The sequence below is a fragment of the Endozoicomonas gorgoniicola genome, from assembly GCF_025562715.2.
Taxonomy (GTDB): domain Bacteria; phylum Pseudomonadota; class Gammaproteobacteria; order Pseudomonadales; family Endozoicomonadaceae; genus Endozoicomonas_A; species Endozoicomonas_A gorgoniicola.
Map to the genome: position 1 here is coordinate 1733708 of NZ_JAPFCC010000001.1, position 24038 is coordinate 1757745.

Annotated in this window: 34 protein-coding genes; 31 read left to right on the forward strand and 3 right to left on the reverse strand. The window is 52.8% G+C overall.

Annotated features, from left to right (window positions below):
- Positions 1 to 14 precede the first annotated feature (14 nt).
- Both NX722_RS07805 and NX722_RS07810 read left to right on the forward strand, forming a co-directional pair.
- Positions 15 to 1133 carry an efflux RND transporter periplasmic adaptor subunit gene (locus NX722_RS07805; protein WP_262567506.1) on the forward strand — a complete coding sequence of 373 codons (1119 nt, stop codon included), beginning with the start codon at positions 15 to 17 and terminating at the stop codon, positions 1131 to 1133.
- A 4-nt stretch (positions 1134 to 1137) separates the two neighbouring features.
- Positions 1138 to 4269: an efflux RND transporter permease subunit gene (locus tag NX722_RS07810; protein ID WP_262567507.1), complete on the forward strand. Its 3132-nt coding sequence runs from the start codon at positions 1138 to 1140 to the stop codon at positions 4267 to 4269.
- Positions 4270 to 4708: 439 nt separating this feature from the next.
- Here the strand turns inward: NX722_RS07810 and NX722_RS07815 are convergent, their stop codons facing one another.
- Both NX722_RS07815 and NX722_RS07820 read right to left on the reverse strand, forming a co-directional pair.
- Positions 4709 to 4882 (reverse strand): hypothetical protein, encoded by a 174-nt coding sequence (locus NX722_RS07815; protein WP_262567508.1) that lies wholly within the window; start codon positions 4880 to 4882, stop codon positions 4709 to 4711.
- A gap of 11 nt (positions 4883 to 4893) precedes the next feature.
- Complete coding sequence (locus NX722_RS07820; protein ID WP_262567509.1) at positions 4894 to 5304, reverse strand: helix-turn-helix domain-containing protein; 411 nt, start codon at positions 5302 to 5304, stop codon at positions 4894 to 4896.
- Positions 5305 to 5432: 128 nt separating this feature from the next.
- Here NX722_RS07820 and NX722_RS07825 point away from each other — a divergent pair, with 128 nt between their 5' ends.
- From NX722_RS07825 to NX722_RS07965, 29 genes are all read left to right on the forward strand, one after another.
- On the forward strand, positions 5433 to 5660 hold the full coding sequence (locus NX722_RS07825) for a hypothetical protein (protein ID WP_262567510.1): 228 nt from the start codon (positions 5433 to 5435) through the stop codon (positions 5658 to 5660).
- 5 nt (positions 5661 to 5665) lie between these two features.
- Entirely contained in the window at positions 5666 to 7915 is a 2250-nt protein-coding gene (locus NX722_RS07830) for a Mu transposase C-terminal domain-containing protein (RefSeq protein WP_262567511.1), read from the forward strand.
- Positions 7916 to 8013: 98 nt separating this feature from the next.
- A complete protein-coding gene (locus NX722_RS07835; protein ID WP_262567512.1) occupies positions 8014 to 8730 on the forward strand; it encodes an AAA family ATPase in 717 nt (238 codons plus the stop codon).
- A 35-nt stretch (positions 8731 to 8765) separates the two neighbouring features.
- Positions 8766 to 9371, forward strand: a complete 606-nt coding sequence (locus tag NX722_RS07840; RefSeq protein ID WP_262567513.1) for a hypothetical protein — start codon at positions 8766 to 8768, stop codon at positions 9369 to 9371.
- A 12-nt stretch (positions 9372 to 9383) separates the two neighbouring features.
- On the forward strand, positions 9384 to 9755 hold the full coding sequence (locus NX722_RS07845; protein ID WP_262567514.1) for a helix-turn-helix domain-containing protein: 372 nt from the start codon (positions 9384 to 9386) through the stop codon (positions 9753 to 9755).
- A complete protein-coding gene (locus tag NX722_RS07850) occupies positions 9755 to 10006 on the forward strand; it encodes a hypothetical protein (protein ID WP_262567515.1) in 252 nt (83 codons plus the stop codon). Before NX722_RS07845 ends, NX722_RS07850 begins: the two co-directional genes overlap by 1 nt.
- 71 nt (positions 10007 to 10077) lie before the next feature.
- Positions 10078 to 10398: a hypothetical protein gene (locus NX722_RS07855; RefSeq protein ID WP_262567516.1), complete on the forward strand. Its 321-nt coding sequence runs from the start codon at positions 10078 to 10080 to the stop codon at positions 10396 to 10398.
- A gap of 73 nt (positions 10399 to 10471) precedes the next feature.
- Positions 10472 to 11203 (forward strand): DUF3164 family protein, encoded by a 732-nt coding sequence (locus NX722_RS07860; RefSeq protein WP_262567517.1) that lies wholly within the window; start codon positions 10472 to 10474, stop codon positions 11201 to 11203.
- 10 nt (positions 11204 to 11213) lie between these two features.
- Positions 11214 to 11480 (forward strand): hypothetical protein, encoded by a 267-nt coding sequence (locus NX722_RS07865; protein ID WP_262567518.1) that lies wholly within the window; start codon positions 11214 to 11216, stop codon positions 11478 to 11480.
- 176 nt (positions 11481 to 11656) lie between these two features.
- Positions 11657 to 11959, forward strand: a complete 303-nt coding sequence (locus tag NX722_RS07870; protein ID WP_262567519.1) for a hypothetical protein — start codon at positions 11657 to 11659, stop codon at positions 11957 to 11959.
- Positions 11956 to 12630, forward strand: coding sequence for a DUF2786 domain-containing protein (locus tag NX722_RS07875; RefSeq protein ID WP_262567520.1), 675 nt, complete (start codon positions 11956 to 11958; stop codon positions 12628 to 12630). The genes NX722_RS07870 and NX722_RS07875 overlap by 4 nt, the downstream gene beginning before the upstream one ends.
- A complete protein-coding gene (locus NX722_RS07880; protein ID WP_262567521.1) occupies positions 12627 to 12857 on the forward strand; it encodes a hypothetical protein in 231 nt (76 codons plus the stop codon). Before NX722_RS07875 ends, NX722_RS07880 begins: the two co-directional genes overlap by 4 nt.
- Positions 12847 to 13371 carry a gp16 family protein gene (locus NX722_RS07885; RefSeq protein ID WP_262567522.1) on the forward strand — a complete coding sequence of 175 codons (525 nt, stop codon included), beginning with the start codon at positions 12847 to 12849 and terminating at the stop codon, positions 13369 to 13371. Before NX722_RS07880 ends, NX722_RS07885 begins: the two co-directional genes overlap by 11 nt.
- A gap of 8 nt (positions 13372 to 13379) precedes the next feature.
- Entirely contained in the window at positions 13380 to 13748 is a 369-nt protein-coding gene (locus NX722_RS07890; protein ID WP_265442342.1) for a hypothetical protein, read from the forward strand.
- 12 nt (positions 13749 to 13760) lie between these two features.
- Positions 13761 to 14180 carry a Mor transcription activator family protein gene (locus NX722_RS07895; protein ID WP_262567524.1) on the forward strand — a complete coding sequence of 140 codons (420 nt, stop codon included), beginning with the start codon at positions 13761 to 13763 and terminating at the stop codon, positions 14178 to 14180.
- Positions 14181 to 14270: 90 nt separating this feature from the next.
- A complete protein-coding gene (locus tag NX722_RS07900; protein ID WP_262567525.1) occupies positions 14271 to 14786 on the forward strand; it encodes a glycoside hydrolase family 108 protein in 516 nt (171 codons plus the stop codon).
- On the forward strand, positions 14783 to 15121 hold the full coding sequence (locus NX722_RS07905; RefSeq protein WP_262567526.1) for a hypothetical protein: 339 nt from the start codon (positions 14783 to 14785) through the stop codon (positions 15119 to 15121). Before NX722_RS07900 ends, NX722_RS07905 begins: the two co-directional genes overlap by 4 nt.
- 2 nt (positions 15122 to 15123) lie before the next feature.
- Positions 15124 to 15351: a hypothetical protein gene (locus NX722_RS07910; protein WP_262567527.1), complete on the forward strand. Its 228-nt coding sequence runs from the start codon at positions 15124 to 15126 to the stop codon at positions 15349 to 15351.
- Complete coding sequence (locus NX722_RS07915; protein WP_262567528.1) at positions 15341 to 15664, forward strand: DUF2730 domain-containing protein; 324 nt, start codon at positions 15341 to 15343, stop codon at positions 15662 to 15664. Before NX722_RS07910 ends, NX722_RS07915 begins: the two co-directional genes overlap by 11 nt.
- A gap of 3 nt (positions 15665 to 15667) precedes the next feature.
- Entirely contained in the window at positions 15668 to 15961 is a 294-nt protein-coding gene (locus NX722_RS07920) for a VpaChn25_0724 family phage protein (protein WP_262567529.1), read from the forward strand.
- Between the two features lie 105 nt (positions 15962 to 16066).
- Entirely contained in the window at positions 16067 to 16636 is a 570-nt protein-coding gene (locus NX722_RS07925) for a DUF3486 family protein (protein ID WP_262567530.1), read from the forward strand.
- On the forward strand, positions 16636 to 17070 hold the full coding sequence (locus tag NX722_RS07930; RefSeq protein ID WP_262567531.1) for a Gp49 family protein: 435 nt from the start codon (positions 16636 to 16638) through the stop codon (positions 17068 to 17070). The genes NX722_RS07925 and NX722_RS07930 overlap by 1 nt, the downstream gene beginning before the upstream one ends.
- Before the next feature lie 35 nt (positions 17071 to 17105).
- The gene (locus NX722_RS07935; protein ID WP_262567532.1) at positions 17106 to 18644 is read left to right on the forward strand and encodes a hypothetical protein; all 1539 of its coding nucleotides are present in this window, start codon (positions 17106 to 17108) and stop codon (positions 18642 to 18644) included.
- Entirely contained in the window at positions 18641 to 20236 is a 1596-nt protein-coding gene (locus NX722_RS07940) for a DUF935 domain-containing protein (protein WP_262567533.1), read from the forward strand. The genes NX722_RS07935 and NX722_RS07940 overlap by 4 nt, the downstream gene beginning before the upstream one ends.
- The gene (locus NX722_RS07945) at positions 20229 to 21005 is read left to right on the forward strand and encodes a phage head morphogenesis protein (protein WP_262567534.1); all 777 of its coding nucleotides are present in this window, start codon (positions 20229 to 20231) and stop codon (positions 21003 to 21005) included. Before NX722_RS07940 ends, NX722_RS07945 begins: the two co-directional genes overlap by 8 nt.
- Positions 21002 to 21160: a hypothetical protein gene (locus tag NX722_RS07950; protein WP_262567535.1), complete on the forward strand. Its 159-nt coding sequence runs from the start codon at positions 21002 to 21004 to the stop codon at positions 21158 to 21160. The genes NX722_RS07945 and NX722_RS07950 overlap by 4 nt, the downstream gene beginning before the upstream one ends.
- Complete coding sequence (locus NX722_RS07955; RefSeq protein ID WP_262567536.1) at positions 21153 to 21413, forward strand: hypothetical protein; 261 nt, start codon at positions 21153 to 21155, stop codon at positions 21411 to 21413. Before NX722_RS07950 ends, NX722_RS07955 begins: the two co-directional genes overlap by 8 nt.
- Positions 21414 to 21449: 36 nt before the next feature.
- Entirely contained in the window at positions 21450 to 21974 is a 525-nt protein-coding gene (locus tag NX722_RS07960; RefSeq protein ID WP_262567537.1) for a hypothetical protein, read from the forward strand.
- A gap of 177 nt (positions 21975 to 22151) precedes the next feature.
- Complete coding sequence (locus NX722_RS07965) at positions 22152 to 22385, forward strand: hypothetical protein (protein ID WP_262567538.1); 234 nt, start codon at positions 22152 to 22154, stop codon at positions 22383 to 22385.
- On the opposite strand, the gene NX722_RS07970 is transcribed toward NX722_RS07965, so the two are convergent.
- Complete coding sequence (locus NX722_RS07970; RefSeq protein WP_262563709.1) at positions 22359 to 23993, reverse strand: IS1634 family transposase; 1635 nt, start codon at positions 23991 to 23993, stop codon at positions 22359 to 22361. The genes NX722_RS07965 and NX722_RS07970 overlap by 27 nt on opposite strands.
- Positions 23994 to 24038 lie beyond the last annotated feature (45 nt).

The window sequence follows — 24038 nt, forward strand, 5'->3', positions numbered from 1 at the left end:
CTGTAATCAACATAATGCTCAATACAAACCTTCCCGGTAGATCCTGGCTGGCAGCGGTTTTCACAGCCATCGTTTTAGGGGTATATCTGCTGACGGCTGATATTACCGACATTAATGATCCCAATAAGAACCAGACGCCATCAAACTCCGGTCAGGCTTCAACAGCTGAAGCTAACCTGCCGACGGTTACTGCCCGACAGTTCGATCATGAACAGATTCCAAGAACTTTGACATTATATGGCCGAACCAGACCTGACCGGATTATTACCGTCAGTTCCGAACTGGCTGCACGCATTGTTGGTGTAGAGGCTGAGCGGGGTTCCCTGGTCAGGGTAGGGGAGACCCTGATAACCCTGCGGGAAGAAAACCTCCGGGCAGAGCTGAAGTCCGCCAGGGCTCAGGTGAAAAAAGCCAGACTGGATCTGGACTCAGCCCTGGCTCTGCAAAAGAAAAATCTGATTGCCGACAACCAGCTGCCCCAGCTGGAACTGGCTGTAGCTGAAGCGGAATCCCGTCTGCAGCGACTGCAGATAGACCTGGGCAACACCCGCATTGAGGCGCCCGTTACGGGTATTCTTCATCATCGACTGATTGAGCTCGGTGATTTTATCGACCGTGGCAACCCCGTTGCAGAAATTCTTGATCTGGACCCGCTGATTGTGTCCGTTGATGTGACTCAGGAGCTTATCGAGTCCCTGACTGCTGGTGACAAAGCAGAAATCCGATTGTTGGGTAAACGCTCAGCGACAGCGACCGTCCGTTACATCTCACGCAAAGCCAATGACGCAACGCGTACGTTTAATGTAGAACTGGCTATAGCCAATCCCGATATGAAGCTCCCCGCCGGTCTCAGTGTTGAGGCAGATCTGGTGATGGGGCAGGTCAGGGCAGTAGAGCTTAGCCCGGCATTGCTAAGCCTTGATGAGAGTGGGGTGCCAGGCATCAAGTGGGTAGATCGCAATAACATTGTACAGTTTACGCCTGCCGGGATTGTAAAAACCGGTAGCAACAGTCTCTGGCTCAGTGGCATTCCTGCCAATGTTCGCATCATTACCCGTGGACAGGGTTTTGTAAAAGAGGGCAGTCGTGTGAAAGTGGCTGCCAGTGACACAGCTCTGATCGTCGGAGAGTAACATCATGCACGGAGCCATCAAAGGCATACTGTCCCGCAGCCGAACCGTATTAATGATGTTTGTACTGTTATTGTCGCTGGGATCCCTGTCTTATATAACCCTTCCAAAAGAAGCGGCACCGGATGTTCCTATTCCCGTCGTGCTCGTTTCCGTCAACTATGAAGGGATTTCTCCGGAAGATTCTGAACGCCTGATGGTGCTTCCCCTTGAAAAGGAATTAAGAGGCATTGCCGGTATAAAAGAAATGACTTCAACGGCTTCCCAGTCCCATGCTTCCATTACAGTGGAGTTTATTGCCGGACTGGATATCAGCAAAGTCATGGCTGATGTCAGGGATAAGGTCAACCAGGCCAAAAGCAAACTGCCTGAAGGCAGTGACGAACCAGTGGTTAAACAGGTGACTATTGCCAGCATGGAACCGGTTATCACGGTCATCCTGTCGGGTGAAATGCCGGAAAGAGCCCTGATCCGGATAGCCAGAAAGGTCCGTGACGTTCTTGAAGGGCGCAAAGAGATTCTTGAAGTCACCATTGGCGGCGACCGTGAAGATGTTATTGATGTTGTTATTGACCCGTTAAAACTGGAAAGTTACGGCCTGATACCCGCCGATGTAGTGAACCTGGTGACCAGTAATAACAGACTGGTGGCTGCGGGTAATGTGGATAATGGTAATGGACGATTTTCTGTTAAGGTACCTGCCGTCTATAAAACACCTGCGGATATACTGGCGCAGCCGGTTAAGGCAGACGGCGATAAGGTGATAACCTTTGCAGACGTTGCCACGGTGCGCAGCACATTCAAGGATGGTGGCAGTTACGCCAGCATGAACGGCGAGCCCAGTGTCTCTCTGGAAGTCAAAAAACGACCGGGTGAAAACATCATCCAGACCATTGAAATCACCAAAGCTATTGTTGCCGAAGTGAAAAAACAGGCACCTGAAAACCTGCAGGTGGACTACAGCAAGGATCAGTCAAAAGACGTACGACTGATGTTGCTCGACCTGCAGAATAATGTCCTGTCAGCGGTTATTCTGGTGGTAATTGTTATCCTCGGGGCATTGGGGTTGCGCAGTTCGGTACTGGTTGGATTGGCCATTCCCGGAGCCTTTCTGACCGGCCTGTTGATGATCGGGATCTTTGGTCTGACTATTAATATGATTGTGCTGTTTGCCTTGATCATGTCCGTTGGCATGTTGGTTGATGGTGCTATTGTGGTAACTGAGTTTGCAGATCGGAAAATGAATGAAGGGCTGTCACGCAAAGAGGCTTATTTACAGGCTTCGTTGCGTATGTCATGGCCTATAACCGCTTCAACAGCGACAACGCTGGCAGCGTTTTTCCCCCTGATGTTCTGGCCGGGCATGATGGGAGAATTCATGATGTATCTGCCACTGACATTGATTGCCACATTATCGGCTTCACTGTTAATGGCATTGATCTTTATTCCCACCATCGGCGCGCTGATTGGCAAGCCGAGAAAACTGTCGCAGGCAGAAGCCATTAACGTTAAAGCCTCAGAAGCAGGGGAGTTAACGACAATGGTTGGCTTGTCAGGGGGTTATACCCGACTTCTCACCAAAACCCTGAGTCATCCCGGAAAAATCGTCTTGTCCGGTTTTCTGCTGGTGTGTGGTGTTTACTGGACCTTTGCCAGAATCGGCAATGGTGTTGAGTTCTTTCCCAACGTAGAAACCAACTATGCCCGGGTCAGTATACTGGCTAACTCCAGTAATTATTCCATCGATGAAAAGCACGAGATTATTCAGCTGGCAGAAGAGCGTCTGGTGAATATTCCTGCTATCCAGTCTGTCTACGCCAGAACCGGTGAAAAGCGGACAATAGGCACACTGTCGCTGACTCTGGTTGACTGGCAGTACCGGGAACCGGCTCCGGAAGTTATGACACAGATAAAAGAACAGCTGTCTGTTTTTTCCGGACTTGATATCCTGGTTAACCGGCAAAAAGACGGGCCACCTGCAGGTATACCATTAAGTCTGACCATCTTCTCTGAAAACCTTGCGCATCTTAATGACAGTTTGAGAACCGTAGAGCGCATTCTGAGAAAACACCCCAAGATCGTGAATATCGAACATAATGGTTCAACACCCGGTTATGAGTGGCAGATGAACATTGATCGCACTCAGGCAGCAAGGTTCGGTGCGGATGTCACTACGACGGGAAGCGTAATTCAGATGGTAACCTCCGGACTGACGGTTGGCAGCTATCGTCCGGATAACAGTAATGATGAAGTCGATATTCGTATACGTCTTCCTGAGCAGGACAGGCATCTGGAGAGTATCGACAGGCTGAGACTGATGACCGCAGCAGGACTGGTGCCTATCAGTCATTTTACTGAACGCAGTATTGCCAGCCAGCTGGATAATATCAACCACACCGATGGTCTGCGCAGTGTCAATATTGGGGGTGAACTGCTTGAAGGAGAGCAGCTGGGCAAGATTCTGCCTGATCTTTTTGCCGAAATAGAGGCTAGCGGTTTAGCGGATGGCGTCACCGTTGAAATTAAGGGTGAACAGGCTGATCAGCAGGAAAGCCAGACCTTCCTGATCAAGGCGTTTGCCGTGGCCCTGTTCGTTATGGCAATGATTCTCGTCAGTCAGTTCAACAGTTTTTACCAGGCCTTTTTAATCATGTCTGCAGTTGTGCTGTCTACCGGTGGGGTATTTATCGGGCTGCTGATTACCGGACAGCCTTTTGGCATTGTGATGAGTGGCATTGGCGTCATCTCACTGGCTGGTATCATCGTCAACAATAATATTGTACTGATTGATACCTATAATACTCTCAGGGCAAGAGGAATGGACGCTACCCAGGCAGTCCTGCGCACCGGAGCCCAGCGTTTAAGACCTGTTCTGCTGACTACCGTCACAACCGTTCTTGGCTTGCTGCCCATGGTGCTGTCAGTCAATCTTGATCTGTTTGCCCATAAGATTGATATTGGCGCGCCATCGACGCAGATGTGGAATCAGCTCTCAGTTGCCATTGTCAGTGGGCTGTCATTTGCCACGGTGCTGACACTCTTTATTACACCGTGCCTGCTGGTAATGGCAGGCAGGATAGAGGATCGCAGGGCAGCTCGTGGAACAGAGGTTACTGAAGACGTTTCAAACCTTTTATAAAGAAGGAAGAGAAAGAAGGAAGAGGCCGATGTAACGGGAGGGTAGGTTTGATATCGATAGCCCAGTCACGGTTATAGCTGCATAAGCTTGGGTTTACGTGAATGAAACCACCTCGAAACCCAGTCCTCACGCACCCACGCAGCCATTCAGGCACCTTGCCAGGCTAAGGCTGCCACTTTCCCTTAGTTTGAACCCAATCGGCCATATATGCCCTGTCAGCCCGTTCCTGGTGACGAATGGGTAAACAGCCGTTAAAGCCCTTTAAAACAGGTGTTACAGGCGGGTGGCTGGGCTGGTTTTGGAGATGGTTGGGTTCGTGAGAATCGGACACGTCGATATGGTTTGATATATAGTGTCCGATTCCTCGCAATCCCAACAAAATCAATAGGATCAATGAATATGGAACCGGACATGTCCGATTTAGAATCGGACAAGCTTTTTACTCTGCCTGTTTGGCTGGGTTGTATATGTTGATGGTGTTCTGTCCTCCCATGACAATGACTTGTCCGATTCCACTGGCTCTTATTGGCTCCTTCTCAGGTTCTTTTTTGTCTTTGTTAGTCTTGCTAACTATTTCCGAAAAAAGGTTAACAATTTTCTCTTTATCAGCCATGAGCTACTCCTTCATGCCACCGCTTTAACCAATTTAATTAGCTTTGTTCTGTCCCTTGGAACACCCTCATCCAAGCAGAATTCATATGCAGCAGCTATCAGTGCTGCTTTCTTATCTGCTGATGCTACTACTTCTACCTGCTCCAGCGCCCCCTCAACAACTTCAATTACTTCCTTTAATAAATCTTCGCGTAATGGCTCGTTTTCATTTTCCGAAACTTCTTCCCCTATTAGTAGCCACCGGAGGGAAACATCTGAAAACGACTTCGCCATACCGATAAAAATATCGAGAGATGGTTTGCTTTTTCCATTTTCAACCTCTGACAGATGGCTCTGAGATACCGATACAAGCTTGCAGAACTGATTTTGAGTCAAATTTCTCTCTTTTCTGACTTCCTTAATACGAAAATTAATATCGGACATGCGATTTTCCTATTGACAAATATCGTGTAAGCGATATTCTGTATCCGTGGAGTAGATAAAAAAGATTGATAAATATTTTTATCCATCACGGATATTACACGAAAAGTCCACGATTTTAAGGAGGCCGTATGGTAACTCAAACGATTGAGCTAGCAGCTGAGCCGGGAGCATTACTTTATCGTCAGGTCAAAGCTGGTTTTTGCTTGCAAGGTTTGACGTTTAAAGACGGCTGTGAAGCAGTTGGCGTTAATAGGGAAAACGCACGCAAAGCCCTTTTTGGCTTATGGAATGGTCCTAAAGCTGAACTGGTTCGGGTGCGTTTATATGAAGCAGCTGGCTTCAGTGCTGAGGGGTAGTGGTTATGTCCAACTCCAACCTATCAGCAGAATGGTACACAGCACAGGAGTTAGCAGGTCTACCACTAATGCCCTCTTCTGATCGCAGCATCAGGAGATTGGGGCTTGAGCCATGCAGAGCAAGAACAAAAGGCAAAGGCTACGAATACCACATAACCAGCCTCCCCAAAGAAACCCAGCGGGCGCTAAAAATCCGCCACACCAAGCGCCAGCAGGCTGAAGAAAAGCAGACCGAAAAGGTCAACAGCGCCAGCCTTATGGGCAGCCTGGCCGCTGGCAAGATGCTGGAAGAGCAGAAAGAACAAGAGCTGAAAAAAGCCGTTGCCTTCAACAACCTCAACCCCAAAGAACAGGCCAGGGTGCGGGCACGTTCTGAAGTGCTGGCCGCCTGGGAAGTCTTCATCACCGATCTGGAAAAGATTGAGCCAGCCACCCGTGCCTTTATAGAAGCCTTCAACAGCCACAGCCTGGAACTGCCCGAGATCGTCACCACCTTTGTACCCAAGGTCAGCCGTGCCACCCTGATGCGCTGGCGTGGTGCTTATGCTGAGCATGGCCCGGCGGGTCTGGCCTGTCATTACAAGGCGGTCAAGGTCAGCCTGATCGACAGCCAGCCGGAACTGCTGGACTTTGCTGAAGGCATTATGGCGAAGATGCCCCACACCTCACCCGCCAACATGCTGCGAGCCATGGAAGGGCAGTTTGACCAGCGGGACGATATCCGCCTGCCTGCCAAGCGAAGCATCGGCAGCTGGATGGCTGGCTGGAAAGTGAAGAACAAACGCCTGTTCACCGCCGTCGCCAACCCCGACGCCTATAAGAACAGCTACCTCACCGCCGCCGGTGACGCCGCCGAGAACGTCGTGCGCCTGAACCAACTCTGGGAAATGGACTCCTCCCCGGCAGACCTTATGTGTACCGATGGCCGGTTCACCATTATCTCCTGCATTGATGTCTACTCCCGCCGTGCCGTGTTCCAGGTGCGTAAAAGCTCCGACAGTTACGGCGTGGTACTCACTGCCCGTAAGGCACTGCTGGACTGGGGCGTCGACGGGCAGGGCGAGCAGCGTATCCGGGTGGACAACGGTTCCGACTACGCCAGCCACTACTTCCAGAAAGTCGCCGACACCCTGGACATCAAGCTGGTCTCCACCGATCCCTACGCCGGTGAGCAGAAGCCCTTTGTAGAAAGACTGTTCCGCACCTTTGCCCACGGCCTGGTGGAGTTGCTGCCCGGCTTTATCGGTCACAACGTCGCCGAACGCAAGGCGATAGAAGCACAGTTCAGCTTTGCCGACCGGCTCAAGCGCAAGGCAGGCAGCAGCAAGAACGTGATCGAAGTCACCCTGAGCAGTGACGACCTGCAAACGTTCTGTGACCGCTGGATTGACACCTTTTATATGCACAACAGCCACGACGGGCTGAACGGCAAAACCCCCAACCAGATGGTGCAGGAATGGATGGAACCCGTCCGCCGCATCGACAACGAACGGGTGCTTGACCTGCTGCTGGAACCGATCCCCGGCAACAAGGGCGAACGCACCGTCCAGAAAAAAGGCATCAAGCTGGATGGCGGCTGGTACGTGGCCGGTGAGCTGGGTTCCCGTGTCGGTGATCGCCTGATGGTGCGTTACGACAGCGCCGACATTGGCCGCATCTACCTGTTTGAACTCAGCGGTGCCTTTGTCTGCATGGCCGAGAACCCCGCCATTACCGGCATCAGCCGTGAAGAGCTGGCACGGGCCATGAAGAAAGAACAGAAGAAGATCGCTGAGCAGAAAGCCGAGCTGAAGAAGAAAGGGCGCAAGATCGACCAGAGCGAACTGGTGGAGAAAATCTTTGTCCGCCGTGAACGTGAGATCGCTGAACAACAGGCCAATGTCACCCAGCTGCCCCGCCGCAGCCAGGAACACACCACCGACTACCTGGCCGGAGCCAGCGAAGCCCTGAGTGCTGCCGACCAGGCCGCCGAACAGCGCGCCAAAGAAGAAAATCCCAGCCCCGAGCTGCAACGGGCGATGACGGACTTCATCAACCAGAACAAGCTCCCGCCGGACGCCACTCCGGCACAGAAGGCTGAAACCCCTTACGCCCGGTTCCGTCGCTGGTATCAGTTGCAGGAACGGCAGGAAGCCGGTGAAACCCTCAGCGAGTTTGAACTGCGCTGGAAAGAGGGGCAGGAAACCACCTCCGAATGGGAGGGACACAAGTTGATTCTCGATGAGTTCGGAATAGAGACGTTCAATGAAGGCTAGGCAGTTATCAGGAAGGGAATGGTAAAGGGCTGCGCCAACAACCCTTACCAAAAGCGGGTGAAGACACCCACACAACTTACCAATAAGGACCAATAATTATGAGAAACATTACCGCACCTGTCAAAAACGTGGCCAAACTGGCCGCCCAGGGCAAGGCTCTGCTCAATGCCCCCATGCGCCTGACCCACCGGCTGGGACTGATCCACGGTGAGACCGGTCTGGGCAAAACCACCGCCACCGCCTGGTTCGCCATCCAGCACAACGCCTATTACGTCCGTTCCATGGCGGCCTGGCGCACACCGTCCGCTTTGTTGCGCGCCATCTGCCGGGAGCTGGAAATTCCGCCTAAACGGTATATCGGCGACATGCTTGACACCATCACCAACACCCTGAGCCGGGAGAACCGCCCACTGTTTATTGATGAGGCCGACTACCTGGTGCGCTTTCCCGACCTGCGGGACACCATCATGGACCTTCAGGATATGTCCACCGTTCCCATCATCCTGGTGGGCATGAAAGAGATCAAAAAAGAGATCAAGAAAAGCGAGAAGTTCGATAACCGCTTCCTGATCGACGTGGAGTTCAAGCCACTGGACATGACCGACGCCCGGCTGCTGACCGACAAGCTCTGTGAAGTGATCGTCAGCGATGACCTGCTGGCAGACCTCTACAAATACGCCAGGGGCAACACCCGCCGTATTACCACCGGGTTGTTCCGCATCGAGCAGGTGGCGGCGCAACTGGCTGTGCAGAGTATGGACCTTGCCAACTTCCGGGCAGCTGAGGGTACGTACTTTCTTGGGGTTTCAGCGTAGCACGACCATCTAAACAGGGCAGGGGGGGAATAATAATGACAATAAAGGAAGGCAGACAGGCGATGTTCCGAAAGCCCACCCGGACATCACCAGCCCGACAGTCCATCTGGCAGCAGATGCGGCAACAGGATCAGTTCTCCATTGCCGGGCTGGCACGTTCTGCCGGGGTTGCAGCCCGCACCGTGCGCAACTATGTGCAACTGCTGATGCAGGCGGACTATGTGGAGCAGGGCAGGCGTCAGTACTGGCTGAACCGCAACACCGGCAGCCAGGCACCGGATCTGACACCCTCAAAAGAGTTTCTGTACGACCCGAACAAAGACCACTTTATCCCGGTATTTGTCAGCCCGGCAGCCAGGGCGCCGGAGCCAGACAGTGCGGAAGGCAAGCTATGGCTGGGGCTGCGCATCCTGCGGGTCAGCACCGCCGGGGAACTGAGCACCGTGACCGAACTGTCGTACCGCAAAGTGACCGGCTGGCTGCGCAGCCTGCACCGTTTTGATTACGTCCGGGAGGCAGGCGAAAGCGGCGGCGAAATGGCTTACCGCCTGGTGCAGTCCACCGGGCCAAGAGCCCCCAGTATTGATATGCACCGGGGGATGCTTCACGACCACAACACCCAGCAAATCATAAGCTTATAAAGGGTTATTAACATGGAAGATTACATCAACGAACAATGGCATCGGGAGCTTTGCAAGGTCGCCCAACGCCTGAGCCGCAAGCAGCTGGCTGAACGCCTGGACTGCTCATCCACCCAGGTCAGCCAGGTCGTCAACGGCAAGTACGCAGCCCACCGTATCCACACCTTTAAGGAGAAATTCGCAGGCGCATTCATGGGCTATTGCGTCAACTGCCCGGTGGCAGGCGAATTGCCCCGTGACCGTTGCATCGAGTTCCAGAACCGTCAGTTCTGCGCTACCAACCCAACCCGTGTGCAGTTGTACCACGCCTGCCGTTCAGGCTGTGAGCATTCGCGGATTCCTTTGAAAAACATAGAGAAGGATAACTCCAGGGAGGCCGTGTAATGACCATCGACATCCTGCACATCGACACCACCGAGCTGGCCGACATAAGCCCGCGCACCTACGACTCAACCCGGCACCTGTACACGGCTACCACCGGCTGCCCGTGCGATGCCTGCCCGAACCGCAGCCGCTGCCGTGACCAGGAAGAGGCATGCAAGATCTTCAATCTCTGGTGTCAGGCCAAAGAAGCCGACGGGCAGTCACGGGAGCCCAGTGGCACCATTTACCGCCGCATGTGGGAGGTGGCGTAACCGTAGGAAGTAAGCAGTAAAAGGCAGTTAACAACACATTAAAGACCTTTTAGGCAACCAGGGAAAAGACCATGACAGCGATGACACAACGACAACAAAAACAGTCCATCCACTTTCATGCCACCAACGGGGGAACACGCAATATGCAACAGGACTACATCAGCGACTCACTGGTCAAGGCGACACACGCCGTCAACCAGCTTCAGCGGGACGGGTTCACCGTCGAGAAAGTCGAACTGGGCAGCGGCCAGCCACGCATCAGGATCAGTTACCACTACAAGTGTGGTGTATTCGGTGAGCCAACTGTCTACAGCAAGGGCAACAACGGCATCGAGTACGAAGCGCATGTGGTGAATTACAAAGAGTGTCAGCTGCGCTGGGTAAGGCGCTAAACCATTGAACGACAGGAGCTGGACGCCCCCCAGGGATGGGGGAAGTGCCACAAAGTGCAGGAGCACGACTGGTATGCAGCAGCAAGACTTGAGCCTGTCCCATACAGCATGGCGTCGTATGCGACTGACCATCAAAGCAGAAAAAGCACAACCCATAACCACAACGAGGGATAACCCCATGGAAGAGAAAGCCACCACCACCGTACCGGCAGGCTACAAGAAAGACCATCAGGGTCGTCTGGTGCCTGAGAACCTGATCAAGCCCATCGACCGGGCTCGTGATGAGCTGGTGACGGAGATCATCGCCGCAGCACTGCCCCAGCGGGACATGCTGGTGCAGTTCAAGAAGAAGGTGCTGGGCGATATCCGGGCGTTTGTTGAGCTGTCCGCCGAGCAGTACGGTGCCAAGATCGGCGGCAAGAAGGGCAACATTATTCTGTTGTCGTTTGACGGACGTTACAAAGTGCAGCTCAGGAATCAGGATCACATCACCTTTGACGAGCGCATCGAGGCCGCCAAGGAGCTGATCGACAACTGCCTGAACCGCTGGACAGAAAACAGCCGTCCGGAGATCAAGGCACTGGTTGAACGGGCTTTCCGCACCAACCGCAAAGGACAGCTGCGCACTGCCGAGGTGCTGGGGCTGAAAGACCTGGACATTGATGATGAAGAGTGGCACCGGGCGATGGAGGCGCTGATGGACTCCATCACCGTGGCGGGTTCCACCAGTTACATCAACCTGTATGAGCGTATTGGTGACAGTGACCAGTGGCGGCATATTTCGCTGGATCTGGCGGCGGTTTAAGGAGGCGGTTATGTCAGATCAAAAAAACGCCACGATCTCGGACTTATATTGTTGTGCAGCCCCTATGATGCGCCTTCTTGAGCGGTTGGGTTTTGAGGCGGTGAGAGATGAGACTTCGATAAAGGTGTCTCCAGAGGATCATGCCTTTCTAACCAGCACAATACAAAATCTCGCGCAACTGATAGCTCGTGTTCCTCATGAGGGTAGTCGCCTTGGCGCTGATTGTTGTTCAAGCGGCGGAGCATCCGGTGAAGGAGGTGAGAGTCCGCTTCAGTGAGGGATTCACCGAAGACTCGAATGATATGGGAGTAAACAGCAAGGCGTAAAAATCTGCTTTGTTCGTCTTCCTGGATCATTTATCAGTTTCCTTTTTGGTTGTTGTTGGGGAATAACAACCATAAAGGAGAAACCGGAGGTGGGGGAACCCACCTCCACTCTTAGAGGACAATAACAATGACTAAGGACATCAAACCCATCATCCAGCCCATCGAAGAGCTGGGCATCAAAGACCACATGAATGTCTACTGTCTTGCCGATCTGCCCCAGCCGGAACCCGAACCGGAAGGCTTTGCCGGTGCCCGTGTTATCGCCCACAAGGACGAGCAGATCAGCACCCTGATCGACCTGTGCGCCCGTCAGGCTCAGCAGTTGCGGGATGAGCTGGACTTTGCCGAGGAACACGGCGAGGAACGCCCGGACTTGCAGGCGTTGCTGGCTGAGTGTGACCAGGTATTGAGTATTCAGGAGGCGGTATGAGCGACAAGAAGGTACTTGCAAAGATTAAAAAATGTTTGGCGTTGGCAAAATCGAGTAACGCTAATGAAGCAGCCACTGCTTTGCGTCAGGCTCAGGCTTTGATGGAGAAGCATAATGTTAATGACGAAACGATAGCCTTATCTGGCATTGAGACCGCCGAGTGTTCTGTTGGTACGGTTCGGAACCCACCGCAGTACCACCAGGCATTGGTTAGCTTGATGAAAAGAGCTTTCGGAGTAGAGCCTTTGTATCTCGTTGATTGGGAATGCACCAAGGTTAAGTTTATCGGTATGGAGTCTCAGGCTTTAGTGGCTTCCTATGCCTATGAAGTACTGTACCGCCAGCTGAAAAAGGATCGTTCTGCGTACATGAAGACGTTGAGGCGATACAGGAAAGTCAACAAGACTCGAAAGGCTGACCTGTTTGCTCTGCATTGGGTTATTGGTGTTTATGAGAAGGTGCAAGAGTTCGTTCAGAGTGAAGAAAACAAAGCGTTGATTAATAGGTATATGGACGCAGAGCACTCGAAAGTAGAGCCAACAAAACAACGGACTCATAAAGCGAAAGCGCAAGACAGGGATGCCATTTATTCAGGCTACCAGGCTGGCAAAAATGCAGATCTTCACAGGGGAATGTCTGGCGATGAGACTAAAAGGCTGGAGGCGGTATGACTGCTGAAGGTCGTCCACTCACCGCCCGCAAAATCGCCGAACTGCTGGCCATGCACATGGTCAGCCGGGACATAGCCTGTGTCTATCCCGATGAGTTCAACCAGGACGAAGTATTCAAACACGCCGACGAGCAGAGCCAGCGGCTGATCAGGCACTTTGAAGCCCATCGCCGTCACCTGCTGGAAGCCCTCGCCGTGGATCACCCGGAGGTGAAGCATGTCATCTGAACGGCACGACCACAAAGCGACCCCCAGGGATGGGGGAAGTGCCGCCAAGCGCCCGGAGCGCGACCGGTGCATTATTCGCATCCATGTAGCCAAGCGTGAGCTGGGCATGAGCGACAAGGATTACCGGGAAGCTCTGGAAGGCCAGACCGGCAAAACCAGCTGTAAGGACATGACCCTGAGCCAGCTATATACCGTAGAGGCTTATTTCAAAAAACTGGGCTTCAAACCCACCATTAAAAAAAGACCTTTTGCCAAACGCAAAAGTCCCGTAAGCCAAGGTCGGCAGGTGGACAAAATCCGCGCCCTGTGGATTGAGATGGCAAATAATGGCGATATTCGTGACGGCTCTGAAAACGCCCTTGAGGCATGGGTACAACGGATGAGCGCCAAATTTAACCACGGGCGCGGTATCCAGAAAGTGGACTGGCTGGAGCAGGAACCTTACGTCTGTAGCCGTCTGCTGGAAAGCCTCAAGCAGTGGCAGAAGCGTTGTATTAAAAACAGGGAGAAATGACCATGCCAATGAATGAAGCACTTGTAGCCAATATGACCCCTGACGAACTGGTGCAATATGCCAGCATTGAACCGTCCATCATTGAGAAGTTCGGGCAGGAGCGGTTTGTTGAGCAGATGTCTACTGAAGTGGCGACCTTGCAGGACGATGTTAGCTACCTGGAATCGGAAGTCAGATCCTATGTAGATACTCAGGACAGAAATATCGCCAAGCCTCTCTACTACGTGACCTGGCTGGAAGCCAAACAGGCGACTGATGAGGTAGTTGCTGCGCTCTACCAGTACTGTGAAGAGCAGAAGCTGGAAAACGGTCATCCACTCAAAGCCATTCTTGACGATCTTGAAGACGCCAGTCGTCAGGTGAGCGATCTTTATTAAGGGGGGGGTGATATGGAAGACCTGTTCGGCATCGACTCTGAAAACAACGACATCATGGCGCACCTGGATGATGACGTGTTGCACCAGAAAGACTACTGGCCGGGCGAGCTGGTGACACTGGCTGAGGCGATCCGTACCCAGATGCGGCGGGAAGGCGAGCAGGAGGACGCCACCTATAAGCAGATGGAGCGTGTGTTACTGGCGATGTCGTTCCTGTGTGGTGGCAGGAATTACTACCTGCCCAACGGTGACAGGATCAAACGGGCGTTACGCAACAAACGCATCTATGACTCCTTCACCGGCCACAACCACCGGGAGCTGTGCCAGCAGTTCCGGCTCAGCGAGCAGAAAATCTACGAGATTATCAAGGAACAGCGGCAGTTGCATCAGAACCGCATCCAGCATAATCTGTTTACCAACGGGCAGGCTTAACGGCCTGCCAGCCCTCCCCCCCCACCTCTGGGGATATCCCCTAAAACCCTTTAGTACCAACCCCTGAACCAGCTGCCGCACACTGGCGGCATGAACGCATCAACCTACTCATCCGCTTTTGAAACCGCCATTGCCTTTGTGCTGTCTGAGGAAGGTGGCTATGTCAACGACCCCAACGACAACGGGGGCGAAACCAACTATGGCATCAGCAAACGGGCTTACCCTGACCTTGATATCAAGAACCTGACCGTCGGCCAGGCGGAAGCCATTTATTACCAGGACTACTGGCTGAAATGCTGTTGTAATGAGCTACCGGTTGCTGTTGCCTGTGTCGTGCTGGATACCGCCGTCAATATGGGTCCCCGGACAGCTATCCGCTTCTTGCAGCAATCTCTGCGACTGAAGGTAGATGGCCTCATGGGTCCCCAAACTCTGAGACATGCCCATCACAACCCGCCGCTTTCTTACCTTAGTGATTATCTAAGCCGCCGCGCCAGACGCTATTTCGACATTGCCCAAACTGACAGCCAGCGTCGTTTTTACCGGGGCTGGCTGAAGCGCACCTACGAATTACAACAATACCTTTATGAGGAGCGTCTTTTATGAATATACCGTCATGGATGAACCCGTTTTCAAAAGTTCTAGACATCGCTGACAAGGCCATCACCGACAAGGACAAGCTCAACGAGTTTCGCCATGAGCTGGATATGGCGGGTGAAGAGCTGCGCCAGATGCTGGAAGAAACCTACCGCAAGGAACTGGACACTGCCACCGTCCCCTGGGTCGATGCCCTGCACAAGATGGGGCGGCAGGTCATGAGCTATCTCGGTTACGGGCTGGCCTTTTATATGGTGCATAAGGGTTACGACCCCATGGCCGCCATGGCCGCACTGGCACCGGGCGGGATTTACAACTACGTCAAGGGCAAAGGGCAGAAGTAGCCATGGACGACCTGGACCGCGCCAAGCTGCTGGAACAAAGCGAGCGGGAACAGTTGCTGCAACAGCACCGGCAACGCCTCAGGGAGAAACCTTTATATATAGAAGGCGTCGCCTGTTGCCGGGACTGCGAAACCTCGATTGAAGAACGACTGACGGCAGGCATTGACGCCTGTCGCTGTATGGAGTGTCAGCGCCTCAAGGAGCGCAGGGAGAAACACTATGCCGGTTGAGATGGATTATGGTGCGGCAAGGTTCTGGTGGGACGTGGTTCAGTCCCTGGCCTTATTGGCCTTGTTTATCTGGACAGCGCTGGATAAGCGACGCCAGAAGAATACACAGGGGATTGACGCGGTGCGGGAGAGTCAGAAGAAACAGGACAGGCGCATTCAAAGGCTTGAAGACAACCAGGAACGACTGGCGACCCACGAAGACCTGTCAGACATCAAAAGCGACCTGTCCGGCTTACAGGAAAAGATCACCGCCCAGAACAACCTGCTGCAAACCATCCACCAGTTCCTGCTGACGAACAAGAAGGGAGAGTAAGTCGTGAGCTATCAAACAGTACTCCACGCCGACCAGCGGCTGGTCATCCTCAGGACACTGGCTGAGATGAACGGCTACCAGGCCAACGAATCCATTTTGCAAACGGTGCTGGACCGTTACGGGCATAACATCAGCCGTGACTTAACGGTGTCCCATATGCAGTTCCTGAAAGAGCAGGGGCTTATCAGTTTGGAAGACGTTGGGGGGATACAGGTGGCCACCCTTAACAGTCGAGGTGAAGACGTGGCGGCAGGCCGTGCCAGTGTGGCGGGTGTGAAACGTCCCAGTGCCAAATGAAGAAACAGAGCAAATGCGCTCAATGCCCGCACCTGCCCCGGTGTCTGGAGGCAATACGCAAACGGCGGGAACAGCACCAGAAGGAATGGCGGGAGGTACAGGAAGATGAACGCAACCAGGGCAAAGCACACCCGTAACCGCAAAAGCCGGATTAAACGACTGCCGAAGCCGATCAAAACCGAGTTGGACCGGCTGATCCGTGAAGACCGGATGAGTCAGGCGGACATTCTCAAAGAGGTGAATACCCTCTGTGAGAAACACGGTGAGGATAAGGTCAGCCAGTCGAGTTTGAGCCGTTATCAGAAACAGGCTGACCGGATAATGGCCAAGACCCGTGAGCTAAAGGAAATATCTGCGGTATGGGTTGATCGCCTGGGTGATGAACCCGTCAGCAACATTGGCAGGATGCTCCAGCAGATCGTCCACACCCTGGCTATTGAAGTCGGGATGAAACTGGAAGAGCAGGAGGTGCCGGATCTTAAGGCCATCAACCAGCTGGCGCTGGTCACTCAGCGAGTGGAACGGGCAGCAAGGGACAGCCTGAAGCGTGAGCAGGAGATGCGGACAGCCTTTGCCGAGGAAGCCGCAGACAAAGCCGGGGAGGCACTGGCTAACCAGGGCATGACCGCCTCAACCATTGAAACCATTAAGAAAGAGATACTGGGGATTGCGTGATGACTAAGCCTGTTGACTTTGACCATGACCATATCAAATCACTGATCAGGGCTGAGGAGTATATTTTTCGGGGTATGACGACCATTTGCGTGATGACGTTGGTCACTGGTCATCAGTTGATAGGACAAGGGCACTGCTTGAATCCGGATCGCTACAGTGAGCAGATGGGAGAAGATGCAGCCAGAGCTGATGCAGTCAGCCAGCTGTACGAGAAGGAAGCCTATCGTCTTCAGTATGAGAGTGCCTGGAAGCAAGAAAATGAAAAGGCATTTGAACAGGCAAAAGGTATATCTTCCGAGCAACTGGAATCTATCAAAAAAGAGCTGCTAAACAGTGCTGACTTTAAAGCGGCAGTTATTGATATTGCGGTTCAGGCTGTGGCTGCGCAGGTGGCGACTCGATCCGGCCCTATTGGTAAAGCGTTAAAAAAATAGTTGCGTAGGCTGGATATCATTACAAAAGGTTATCAATGCAAGCTCCTGATTCCGTCCTCCTCCCCTACCAGCAACGCTGGATCGCCGACGACTCCCCGCTGAAGATTGCGGAGAAGTCCCGGCGAACCGGTATCACCTGGGCCGAAGCGGCTGACGCTACCCTGGCGGCGGGTGCGTCGAAAGAGGCAGGCGGCACCAACCACTTCTACGTAGGCTCCAACAAGGAGATGGCGCGGGAGTTTATCGACGCTGTCGCCATGTGGGCCAAAGCCTTTGACAAGGTATCCAGCACCGCCCAGGAAGAAATCTTTCTGGATGAAAACGGCGACAAGGAAATACTGACCTACGTCGTGTACTTCCCGAACTCCGGTTTCAAGGTACAGGCGCTGTCCTCCAGCCCCAAGAACCTGCGGGGTATGCAGGGCAATGTCACCATTGATGAAGCAGCTTTCCATGAACGTCTGGCGGAAGTACTCAAGGCAGCACTGGCGCTGACCATGTGGGGCGCAAAGGTGCGGCTGATCTCCACCCACAACGGCGTGGACAACCTGTTTAACGAACTCATCACCGACAGCCGCGCCGGTAAAAAGCGCTACAGTGTCCACCGCTTAACCCTTGATGATGCCCTGGCGGACGGCCTCTATAAGCGTATCTGCCTGGTAACGGGTCAGGAGTGGACGCCCCAGTCTCAGCAGCAGTGGCGGGACAACCTGCTGAAAGACACCGCCACCGAAGAAGACGCACTGGAAGAATACTTCTGTGTGCCTAAAGCTTCGGGCGGTAGTTATATGAGCCGGGTGCTGATTGAGTCCCGCATGATGGAAGCCCCGGTATTGCGTTATGAAGGCACAGCCGAGTTTAACGAGTGGGCAGAAGAGAAGCGCAGACCCATTATTGAAGACTGGTGTAACGACCATTTAAAACCCCTTTTAGATGCCCTTAACCCTGAGTTACAACACGCCTTTGGTGAGGATTTCGCCCGCAATGGAGACCTGACCGTGATTGCGCCGCTGATGGTTGAGCAAAACCTTAAGCGTCGCTGTCCGTTTATTGTTGAGTTGAAAAACGTGCCGTTTCGCAACCAGGAACAAATCTTGTTCTATATCGGGGATCGGCTCCCCAGGCTCTGCGGTGGCAAGCTCGATGCCAGGGGCAACGGTTCCTATCTGGCAGAAGAGGCCCGCTACCGTTACGGCTCGGGGCTGATTGATGAGGTGATGCTGACCCAGGGCTGGTATCTGGAAAACATGCCACCCTTCAAGGCGGCTTTTGAAGACGACAATATCGAGATACCCAAAGACGCTGACATCCTATCTGACCTGCGGGCTATCCAGGTGGTCAAAGGCATTCCCAAGATTCCCGACGGCAACACCAGTACAGGCTCAGCCTCTGCCAGGAGTCAGCAACGTCACGGCGACGCAGCCATTGCCTTATGCCTTGCGTGGTCGGCGTCCTGTATGGATGCGGTGGAATACGCCTACCACCCTGTAAAAAAACAAACACCGGACACAGACACCGGTGATCGAACCATCAGAGTCACCCGAGGACTCAAGGGACGAGGCTCGCTCCTATGAACGAAAGCATCATCATCAACCCTGATACTGGCAAAGGGTTCAAGAAAAAAGACCTGACCCGCCACATCACCCGCGCCACCCTGACCGGCGTAAGACAGGCGTCGCCCGGTCATTCAGTGGCGTCCTTCCTGACACCGGAACGGCTGGCCAGTGTGCTGCGCAATGCCATCGACGGCGATATGGAAGACTACCTGATACTGGCGGAAGAGATGGAGGAGCGTGACCTCCATTACTCCAGCCAGTTAAGAACCCGTAAGCTGGCGGTGTCTGGTATCGAGCCGGTGGTTGAGGCTGTCAGTGAAGATGCAAAGGATGTCGAGCTGGCGGACGAGATCCGCGCCCTGGTCAGCGAGCCAACCTTCAGCGATATGCTGTTCGACCTGCTGGACGGGCTGGGCAAAGGCTTTTCAGTGGTAGAAGTGGTTTGGAAAACGGATAAAGGTCACTGGCAGCCTTGCGACTACCGCTGGGCTGACCCCCGTTTCTTCACGTTCGACAACGAAACCGGCAGGGAGCTACGGCACCAGAACCACACTGTCGAAGGTGGACAACTGGAGCCGTACAAGTACCTGATCCATATGCCCCGCATCAAAAGCGGCTTGCCGGTGCGTAACGGGCTGGCGCGTTTGACGGCTGTGATGTACATGCTCAAGGGCTATACCCTGAAAGACTGGTGGGCGTTTGCGGAAGTGTTCGGGATGCCGATCCGGGTGGGCAAGTACGGGACAAACGCCACCGATGAGGAAATCGAAACACTGGTCAATGCCATCGCCAACATTGCCAGCGATGCCGGGGCCGCCATTCCCGAGAGCATGAAACTGGAACTGATCGAGACCAATAAAGGCACTGGCGGCGATACCCTGTTCCAGAACATGGCCGAATGGGCAGACCGGCAGATCAGTAAGGGCGTACTGGGTCAGACCATGACCGCAGACGACGGCAGCAGCCAGTCCCAGGCCAATGTTCATAATGACGTTCGCGGCGATATCCAGAAAGACGACGCCCGGCAGTTGGCGAATACCCTGCAAACCCTGGTGCAGTGGTACATCGACCTGAACCACGGGCCACAGGAAAAATACCCCCGCATTACACTGCCGATCATCGAGCCGGAAGACCTCAAGACACTGTCCGAAGCTCTGGGGCCAATGATTGACCGTGGTCTTAAAATCGAAAAATCCCAGCTGCTGGACCGGTTCGGGTTTGCTGATGCTGATGAAGGGGCTGAGTTGATGCACCCACAGGGGCAAGTGCAGCCAGTATCTGAACCTGCCCTGAATCACTCTTTAGCTCTGTCCCGTTCGCTTTCCGAAAGCTCTGCGGGATACACCCCATCCCTGGGGTTAAACCGTGAACAACCAGGCTCTGATGAGAAGATTCTGGAAGAACTGGAAAGCGAGATGCTGGAGGAATGGGAACCCGTCATGAAACCCATTCTTGACCCTGTCCAGACCCTGGCGGATGAATGCGAAGACCTTGAGGAGTTTCTGGCCCGTTTGCCTGAGCTGCTGGAAGACGGTGCAATGGATACCTCGAAGTTGATAACAAAACTGGCAGAAGGAACCTTTAAGGCTAGGGGGTTAGGTGATGGCTGAGTTCAAGTTTCCCAGTGAGCCACCACCAGAAGTATTAGAGTACTTCAAAAACAAAAAATTAAAACCGTCGTTTAGCTGGATGGATGTCTGGAAGTATGAACACCAGACCGTTTTTACCGTCGCCAAGGCCATGCAGCTGGATATTTTGCAGGACATCCGCGACGGCACATTAAAGGCGATTGCGGAAGGCCAGACCCTCCAGCAGTTCCGTAAGGAGCTGACTCCGCTGTTACAGAAAAAAGGGTGGTGGGGCATTAAGGACATGACCGACCCGGTAACAGGTAAGACCCAGCTGGCGCAGCTGGGCAGCCCTCACCGTTTAAGAATTATCTACGACACCAACCTGCGCACTGCCCGCGCTGCCGGTCAGTGGGACCGCATCCAGCGCACCAGGAAAACCCATCCTTACCTGCTGTACGAATTGGGCCCGTCCAAAGAGCACCGCAAAGAGCACACCCAATGGCAAGGGCTGCTGTTACCGGCTGATGACAGTTTCTGGAACACCCATTACCCCCAAAACGGGTGGGGCTGCAAGTGTCGTGTACGGCAGGTGTCACAGGTCGAGTACAACCGCATCAAGGGCAAACACGGTCTTAAGGCTCCTGACATCGAGACCAGGGAGTGGACGAACAAGCGCACCGGCGAAATTATGGACGTGCCCAAGGGGATTGATCCGGGGTGGGATTATAACCCCGGTAAAGGGCGTTTAACGCACCTTGAAACGGTGGTTAAGGGGAAGGAAAGGGCGTTTAAGAAGGAGGGCGAATGATGCTACTGATGGAGAGTCTTATATTTGGTGCTGTGTGTATGGTCGTTATACAGGTGCTAACGGCATTTACTGAACACCCGCATCATTTATTTATAGCGGGTGTTGCCACCGTTTTATTGTTTGACCTGGTAAAGGTACTGCTCAGTCATGGATAAACAGGAAAAGAAGCGTGAGGCTGCCAGGCTGCGCAAACGCAAGCAGCGCGAACGCCAGCGCGCCTGGAAACAGGCCAGGGGAGCGGAGAACCTTAACCTGGAAATCTACAAAGGCACCCGCGCCTGTCTTGAGGAACTGATGACCGGCCTGGATTACACCGAACAGGCCGAGGTTATCACGCGGCTGATTCATGGTGCGCACCGGTTAATGGAGCGTGACAAGTCACAGATTGAAGAATTTTTAAAAGTGTGACGCTGATTGAACATTATCAAATATAAGGAAATAGCTATGCAGGATATATTTACAACCTTTGGAATTATCTCGGCCTGTTTGGTAACAGGCACAGCTTTTGTATATGCAGTGAGTGTGCTGTTGTCTCTGGTGCAACATAACTACTATCGCTCTCTGCGTGGACAGATTGCTGATGCTATATCGGATATCTCGAAGTATTACGAAGCTGGCGAAGGTATGAGCGAGCAGGCCGTCAGGTCTTTGCTTGCAAAGTTGCATTCAAGGTATCTGGTCGATATCGACAGAATCAAGCGGGAGGATGACGAGCATGTAACGGTTCCGGCAGTCACGCTGCACCAGGTTATGAATGATCTGGCCTATGCAGATATCAAGAGTGATGACGCACCCTCCTCTGCGTCTGAGCATGCTGACAGGGCGGTAACGTATCTTGCCCGGTTGATCGATGTGGATGTTTTTTCTGACGAGCAGGTTAGAAACTATGTCAGGGAAACGGTTAATGATTTTGAGCAGCGTTACCCTTATCTGGTAAAGCTCGATAAAAAAGCCTCAGGTGCTCCCTGAGGCTTTTTTGTATCCGGGTGGTTAACGATAGCCCTGAAATGAGAACTCAGTGGCTACCCCCTTTAAGACCCCTTTAACGGCGATGTTTGTTTAAAACTTTGACCTGAGTTCTTGTACATTCGTACGCAAAAGTATCAGTATAGCTTTACTGTTGCCGATTATTTTAGGGATTAGGTCATGAGTTCAGTTGGTTTGGATGCCATGAGTTCAGCAAGAATACAACTTCACCTCGACATACATGAACCGATAGAGCTGGTTGATATGACATTGTCATTTCAGGCACTGGCTATGGAATACCGGAAGCACATACACAAGAAAGCAAGAGCGAAAGGCGGCAAGGCTTCCGACGATATAAAGCTTTATATCCGTCATTCACCACCCTATTCAGGAATAAATTTCTTGGTACGTTGAGCCCAAAATAAAAATGATCGTCGATTGCCTCTCCGATATTCCAACCATGTGTTTCTCCGTCCCGTTAACCGACAGCACATGAATCCCATCAAAGCACAGGAAAACCCATCTGCCCGTTGGGTTCTGGGCTGGTTTCTTCTTCATGTCCGGGAACGTTCGGCTCTGCCTTTTCAGTTCATAGCGGATTCGATGCTGAATTGCAGCATAGACCATAAGGCAGAGTGTCATCACCATTAACAGGGCCTCAATACGCTCAGGTTTTTTGAGATACAGTGAAGACACCAGAAAATCAGGGCTCTTCAGGAAGCGAAAACCTCTCTCAACCTGCTGCTGGGATTTATACGTCCTCAGTAGTTCGCCAGCGTCAAGCCGGGCTGTATCTGTATCGTTGGTTGCCAGAACAAAACAACCCAACGATGCTTCTGCATCACGACGAGTCTGTACAGCAACCGCGCAGGAGCCTGTCACATAATATTCATAGTGGTCGGGAACTGTCCCATCAGCAGGACGGCCTTTGGTTTTATAGCAGGGACTCTCGATGATCTCAGGTTCAGCCTGGCAGTATACGGACTGTTTTTGCCATAGCTTGAAAGCTTCCATGGCATCCGATTCGCAACAGAATGGCTTCTTGCCCAATTTCTCAAGTTCCTTGAATTCCTTCAGGGACTTTTTCTGCATACGCCTTGTCAGTGTCTTCTGTTCTGTTTTCTGGCTTTGATTATTTCGAAACAGTACCCAACGTTGTACGACACCTGCATAGTCAGACAGAGTCTCTACAGATTCGTAATGCTCAAACCCTTCAACCTCAACCATTGAGCGCAATGGCGCACTTTGAACCAGTTCTTTGGCTGCACCAATGTTGAGAGGAACTCTGGAGATAAACAACTGATCCTGCTGACTCAGTTCCTGAACGGTTTCAGCCACATACAATGCGGCATCACCGATGAAGTAACGGGCATTCAGTGCCGCTTTGAAGCTCTTTATATGCTCAGAAACCACTTGTTTGAAACTGGTCTTGTCCGTCACATTACCGCTGGCTGCTTTCATAAACATCGGAATGCCTGCCCGGTTTTCGGTCAGCAGGAGCAATATGGCCTGGTTCAGGTCAGGACGATGATCTCGGCTGTAGCCCTTGCAAAGCCTGATGCAATTGAGGTCTTCGTCACTGACTTCCTCCTCGCTGTTATAACGGCCATCGACGTGAAATCCTGTGCCATCAAGGTTGAGTGCATCACATGGCAATTTGAGATGCGTAGCCACCTTGATAGCCAGCTCAAAATAGACTTTACTGACACCCAGTTCAAACAGTTCATCCAGTGCTCTTCCAAGAACTTTGTCGTTTATGTGTTCGGGCTCAATCCCCTCTCTGATCAGTTTATCGAGGGGTTTATTGGAGAAGAACTGAGGGAACATGTGGAGAGACTGCCCCGTAAAGCCGAGGCCATTGATAATCATCGCGACAACGGCCTCACCGTGGGAGATGTTCCATTCGTCAGATACTTTGGGCGCGCGCCTGTCGATATGGTCGGCAATGCCCAGCTCTTTGCACATTCCAGCCACTAGACCGAGATGATCCATGACCTGAGAGCGGTATTGAATAGGAGGCATAACAAGGCTTCTTGATATTTGCTTATCTGATAATAGATAGCAGGT

What these genes read in the sequence shown, in the direction of transcription:
- NX722_RS07845 (WP_262567514.1), top strand. Translation starts at nt 9,384, where the DNA reads ATGGAAGATTACATCAACGAACAATGGCATCGGGAGCTTTGCAAGGTC.
- NX722_RS07840 (WP_262567513.1), top strand. Translation starts at nt 8,766, where the DNA reads ATGACAATAAAGGAAGGCAGACAGGCGATGTTCCGAAAGCCCACCCGG.
- NX722_RS07885 (WP_262567522.1), top strand. Translation starts at nt 12,847, where the DNA reads ATGTCATCTGAACGGCACGACCACAAAGCGACCCCCAGGGATGGGGGA.
- NX722_RS07955 (WP_262567536.1), top strand. Translation starts at nt 21,153, where the DNA reads ATGGATAAACAGGAAAAGAAGCGTGAGGCTGCCAGGCTGCGCAAACGC.
- NX722_RS07860 (WP_262567517.1), top strand. Translation starts at nt 10,472, where the DNA reads ATGCAGCAGCAAGACTTGAGCCTGTCCCATACAGCATGGCGTCGTATG.
- NX722_RS07870 (WP_262567519.1), top strand. Translation starts at nt 11,657, where the DNA reads ATGACTAAGGACATCAAACCCATCATCCAGCCCATCGAAGAGCTGGGC.
- NX722_RS07820 (WP_262567509.1), bottom strand. Translation starts at nt 5,304, where the DNA reads ATGTCCGATATTAATTTTCGTATTAAGGAAGTCAGAAAAGAGAGAAAT.
- NX722_RS07945 (WP_262567534.1), top strand. Translation starts at nt 20,229, where the DNA reads ATGGCTGAGTTCAAGTTTCCCAGTGAGCCACCACCAGAAGTATTAGAG.
- NX722_RS07815 (WP_262567508.1), bottom strand. Translation starts at nt 4,882, where the DNA reads ATGGCTGATAAAGAGAAAATTGTTAACCTTTTTTCGGAAATAGTTAGC.
- NX722_RS07930 (WP_262567531.1), top strand. Translation starts at nt 16,636, where the DNA reads ATGACTAAGCCTGTTGACTTTGACCATGACCATATCAAATCACTGATC.
- NX722_RS07875 (WP_262567520.1), top strand. Translation starts at nt 11,956, where the DNA reads ATGAGCGACAAGAAGGTACTTGCAAAGATTAAAAAATGTTTGGCGTTG.
- NX722_RS07810 (WP_262567507.1), top strand. Translation starts at nt 1,138, where the DNA reads ATGCACGGAGCCATCAAAGGCATACTGTCCCGCAGCCGAACCGTATTA.
- NX722_RS07900 (WP_262567525.1), top strand. Translation starts at nt 14,271, where the DNA reads ATGAACGCATCAACCTACTCATCCGCTTTTGAAACCGCCATTGCCTTT.
- NX722_RS07960 (WP_262567537.1), top strand. Translation starts at nt 21,450, where the DNA reads ATGCAGGATATATTTACAACCTTTGGAATTATCTCGGCCTGTTTGGTA.
- NX722_RS07925 (WP_262567530.1), top strand. Translation starts at nt 16,067, where the DNA reads ATGAACGCAACCAGGGCAAAGCACACCCGTAACCGCAAAAGCCGGATT.
- NX722_RS07805 (WP_262567506.1), top strand. Translation starts at nt 15, where the DNA reads ATGCTCAATACAAACCTTCCCGGTAGATCCTGGCTGGCAGCGGTTTTC.
- NX722_RS07950 (WP_262567535.1), top strand. Translation starts at nt 21,002, where the DNA reads ATGATGCTACTGATGGAGAGTCTTATATTTGGTGCTGTGTGTATGGTC.
- NX722_RS07970 (WP_262563709.1), bottom strand. Translation starts at nt 23,993, where the DNA reads ATGCCTCCTATTCAATACCGCTCTCAGGTCATGGATCATCTCGGTCTA.
- NX722_RS07865 (WP_262567518.1), top strand. Translation starts at nt 11,214, where the DNA reads ATGTCAGATCAAAAAAACGCCACGATCTCGGACTTATATTGTTGTGCA.
- NX722_RS07940 (WP_262567533.1), top strand. Translation starts at nt 18,641, where the DNA reads ATGAACGAAAGCATCATCATCAACCCTGATACTGGCAAAGGGTTCAAG.
- NX722_RS07915 (WP_262567528.1), top strand. Translation starts at nt 15,341, where the DNA reads ATGCCGGTTGAGATGGATTATGGTGCGGCAAGGTTCTGGTGGGACGTG.
- NX722_RS07965 (WP_262567538.1), top strand. Translation starts at nt 22,152, where the DNA reads ATGAGTTCAGTTGGTTTGGATGCCATGAGTTCAGCAAGAATACAACTT.
- NX722_RS07850 (WP_262567515.1), top strand. Translation starts at nt 9,755, where the DNA reads ATGACCATCGACATCCTGCACATCGACACCACCGAGCTGGCCGACATA.
- NX722_RS07910 (WP_262567527.1), top strand. Translation starts at nt 15,124, where the DNA reads ATGGACGACCTGGACCGCGCCAAGCTGCTGGAACAAAGCGAGCGGGAA.
- NX722_RS07935 (WP_262567532.1), top strand. Translation starts at nt 17,106, where the DNA reads ATGCAAGCTCCTGATTCCGTCCTCCTCCCCTACCAGCAACGCTGGATC.
- NX722_RS07835 (WP_262567512.1), top strand. Translation starts at nt 8,014, where the DNA reads ATGAGAAACATTACCGCACCTGTCAAAAACGTGGCCAAACTGGCCGCC.
- NX722_RS07895 (WP_262567524.1), top strand. Translation starts at nt 13,761, where the DNA reads ATGGAAGACCTGTTCGGCATCGACTCTGAAAACAACGACATCATGGCG.
- NX722_RS07890 (WP_265442342.1), top strand. Translation starts at nt 13,380, where the DNA reads ATGAATGAAGCACTTGTAGCCAATATGACCCCTGACGAACTGGTGCAA.
- NX722_RS07855 (WP_262567516.1), top strand. Translation starts at nt 10,078, where the DNA reads ATGACAGCGATGACACAACGACAACAAAAACAGTCCATCCACTTTCAT.
- NX722_RS07830 (WP_262567511.1), top strand. Translation starts at nt 5,666, where the DNA reads ATGTCCAACTCCAACCTATCAGCAGAATGGTACACAGCACAGGAGTTA.
- NX722_RS07905 (WP_262567526.1), top strand. Translation starts at nt 14,783, where the DNA reads ATGAATATACCGTCATGGATGAACCCGTTTTCAAAAGTTCTAGACATC.
- NX722_RS07880 (WP_262567521.1), top strand. Translation starts at nt 12,627, where the DNA reads ATGACTGCTGAAGGTCGTCCACTCACCGCCCGCAAAATCGCCGAACTG.
- NX722_RS07825 (WP_262567510.1), top strand. Translation starts at nt 5,433, where the DNA reads ATGGTAACTCAAACGATTGAGCTAGCAGCTGAGCCGGGAGCATTACTT.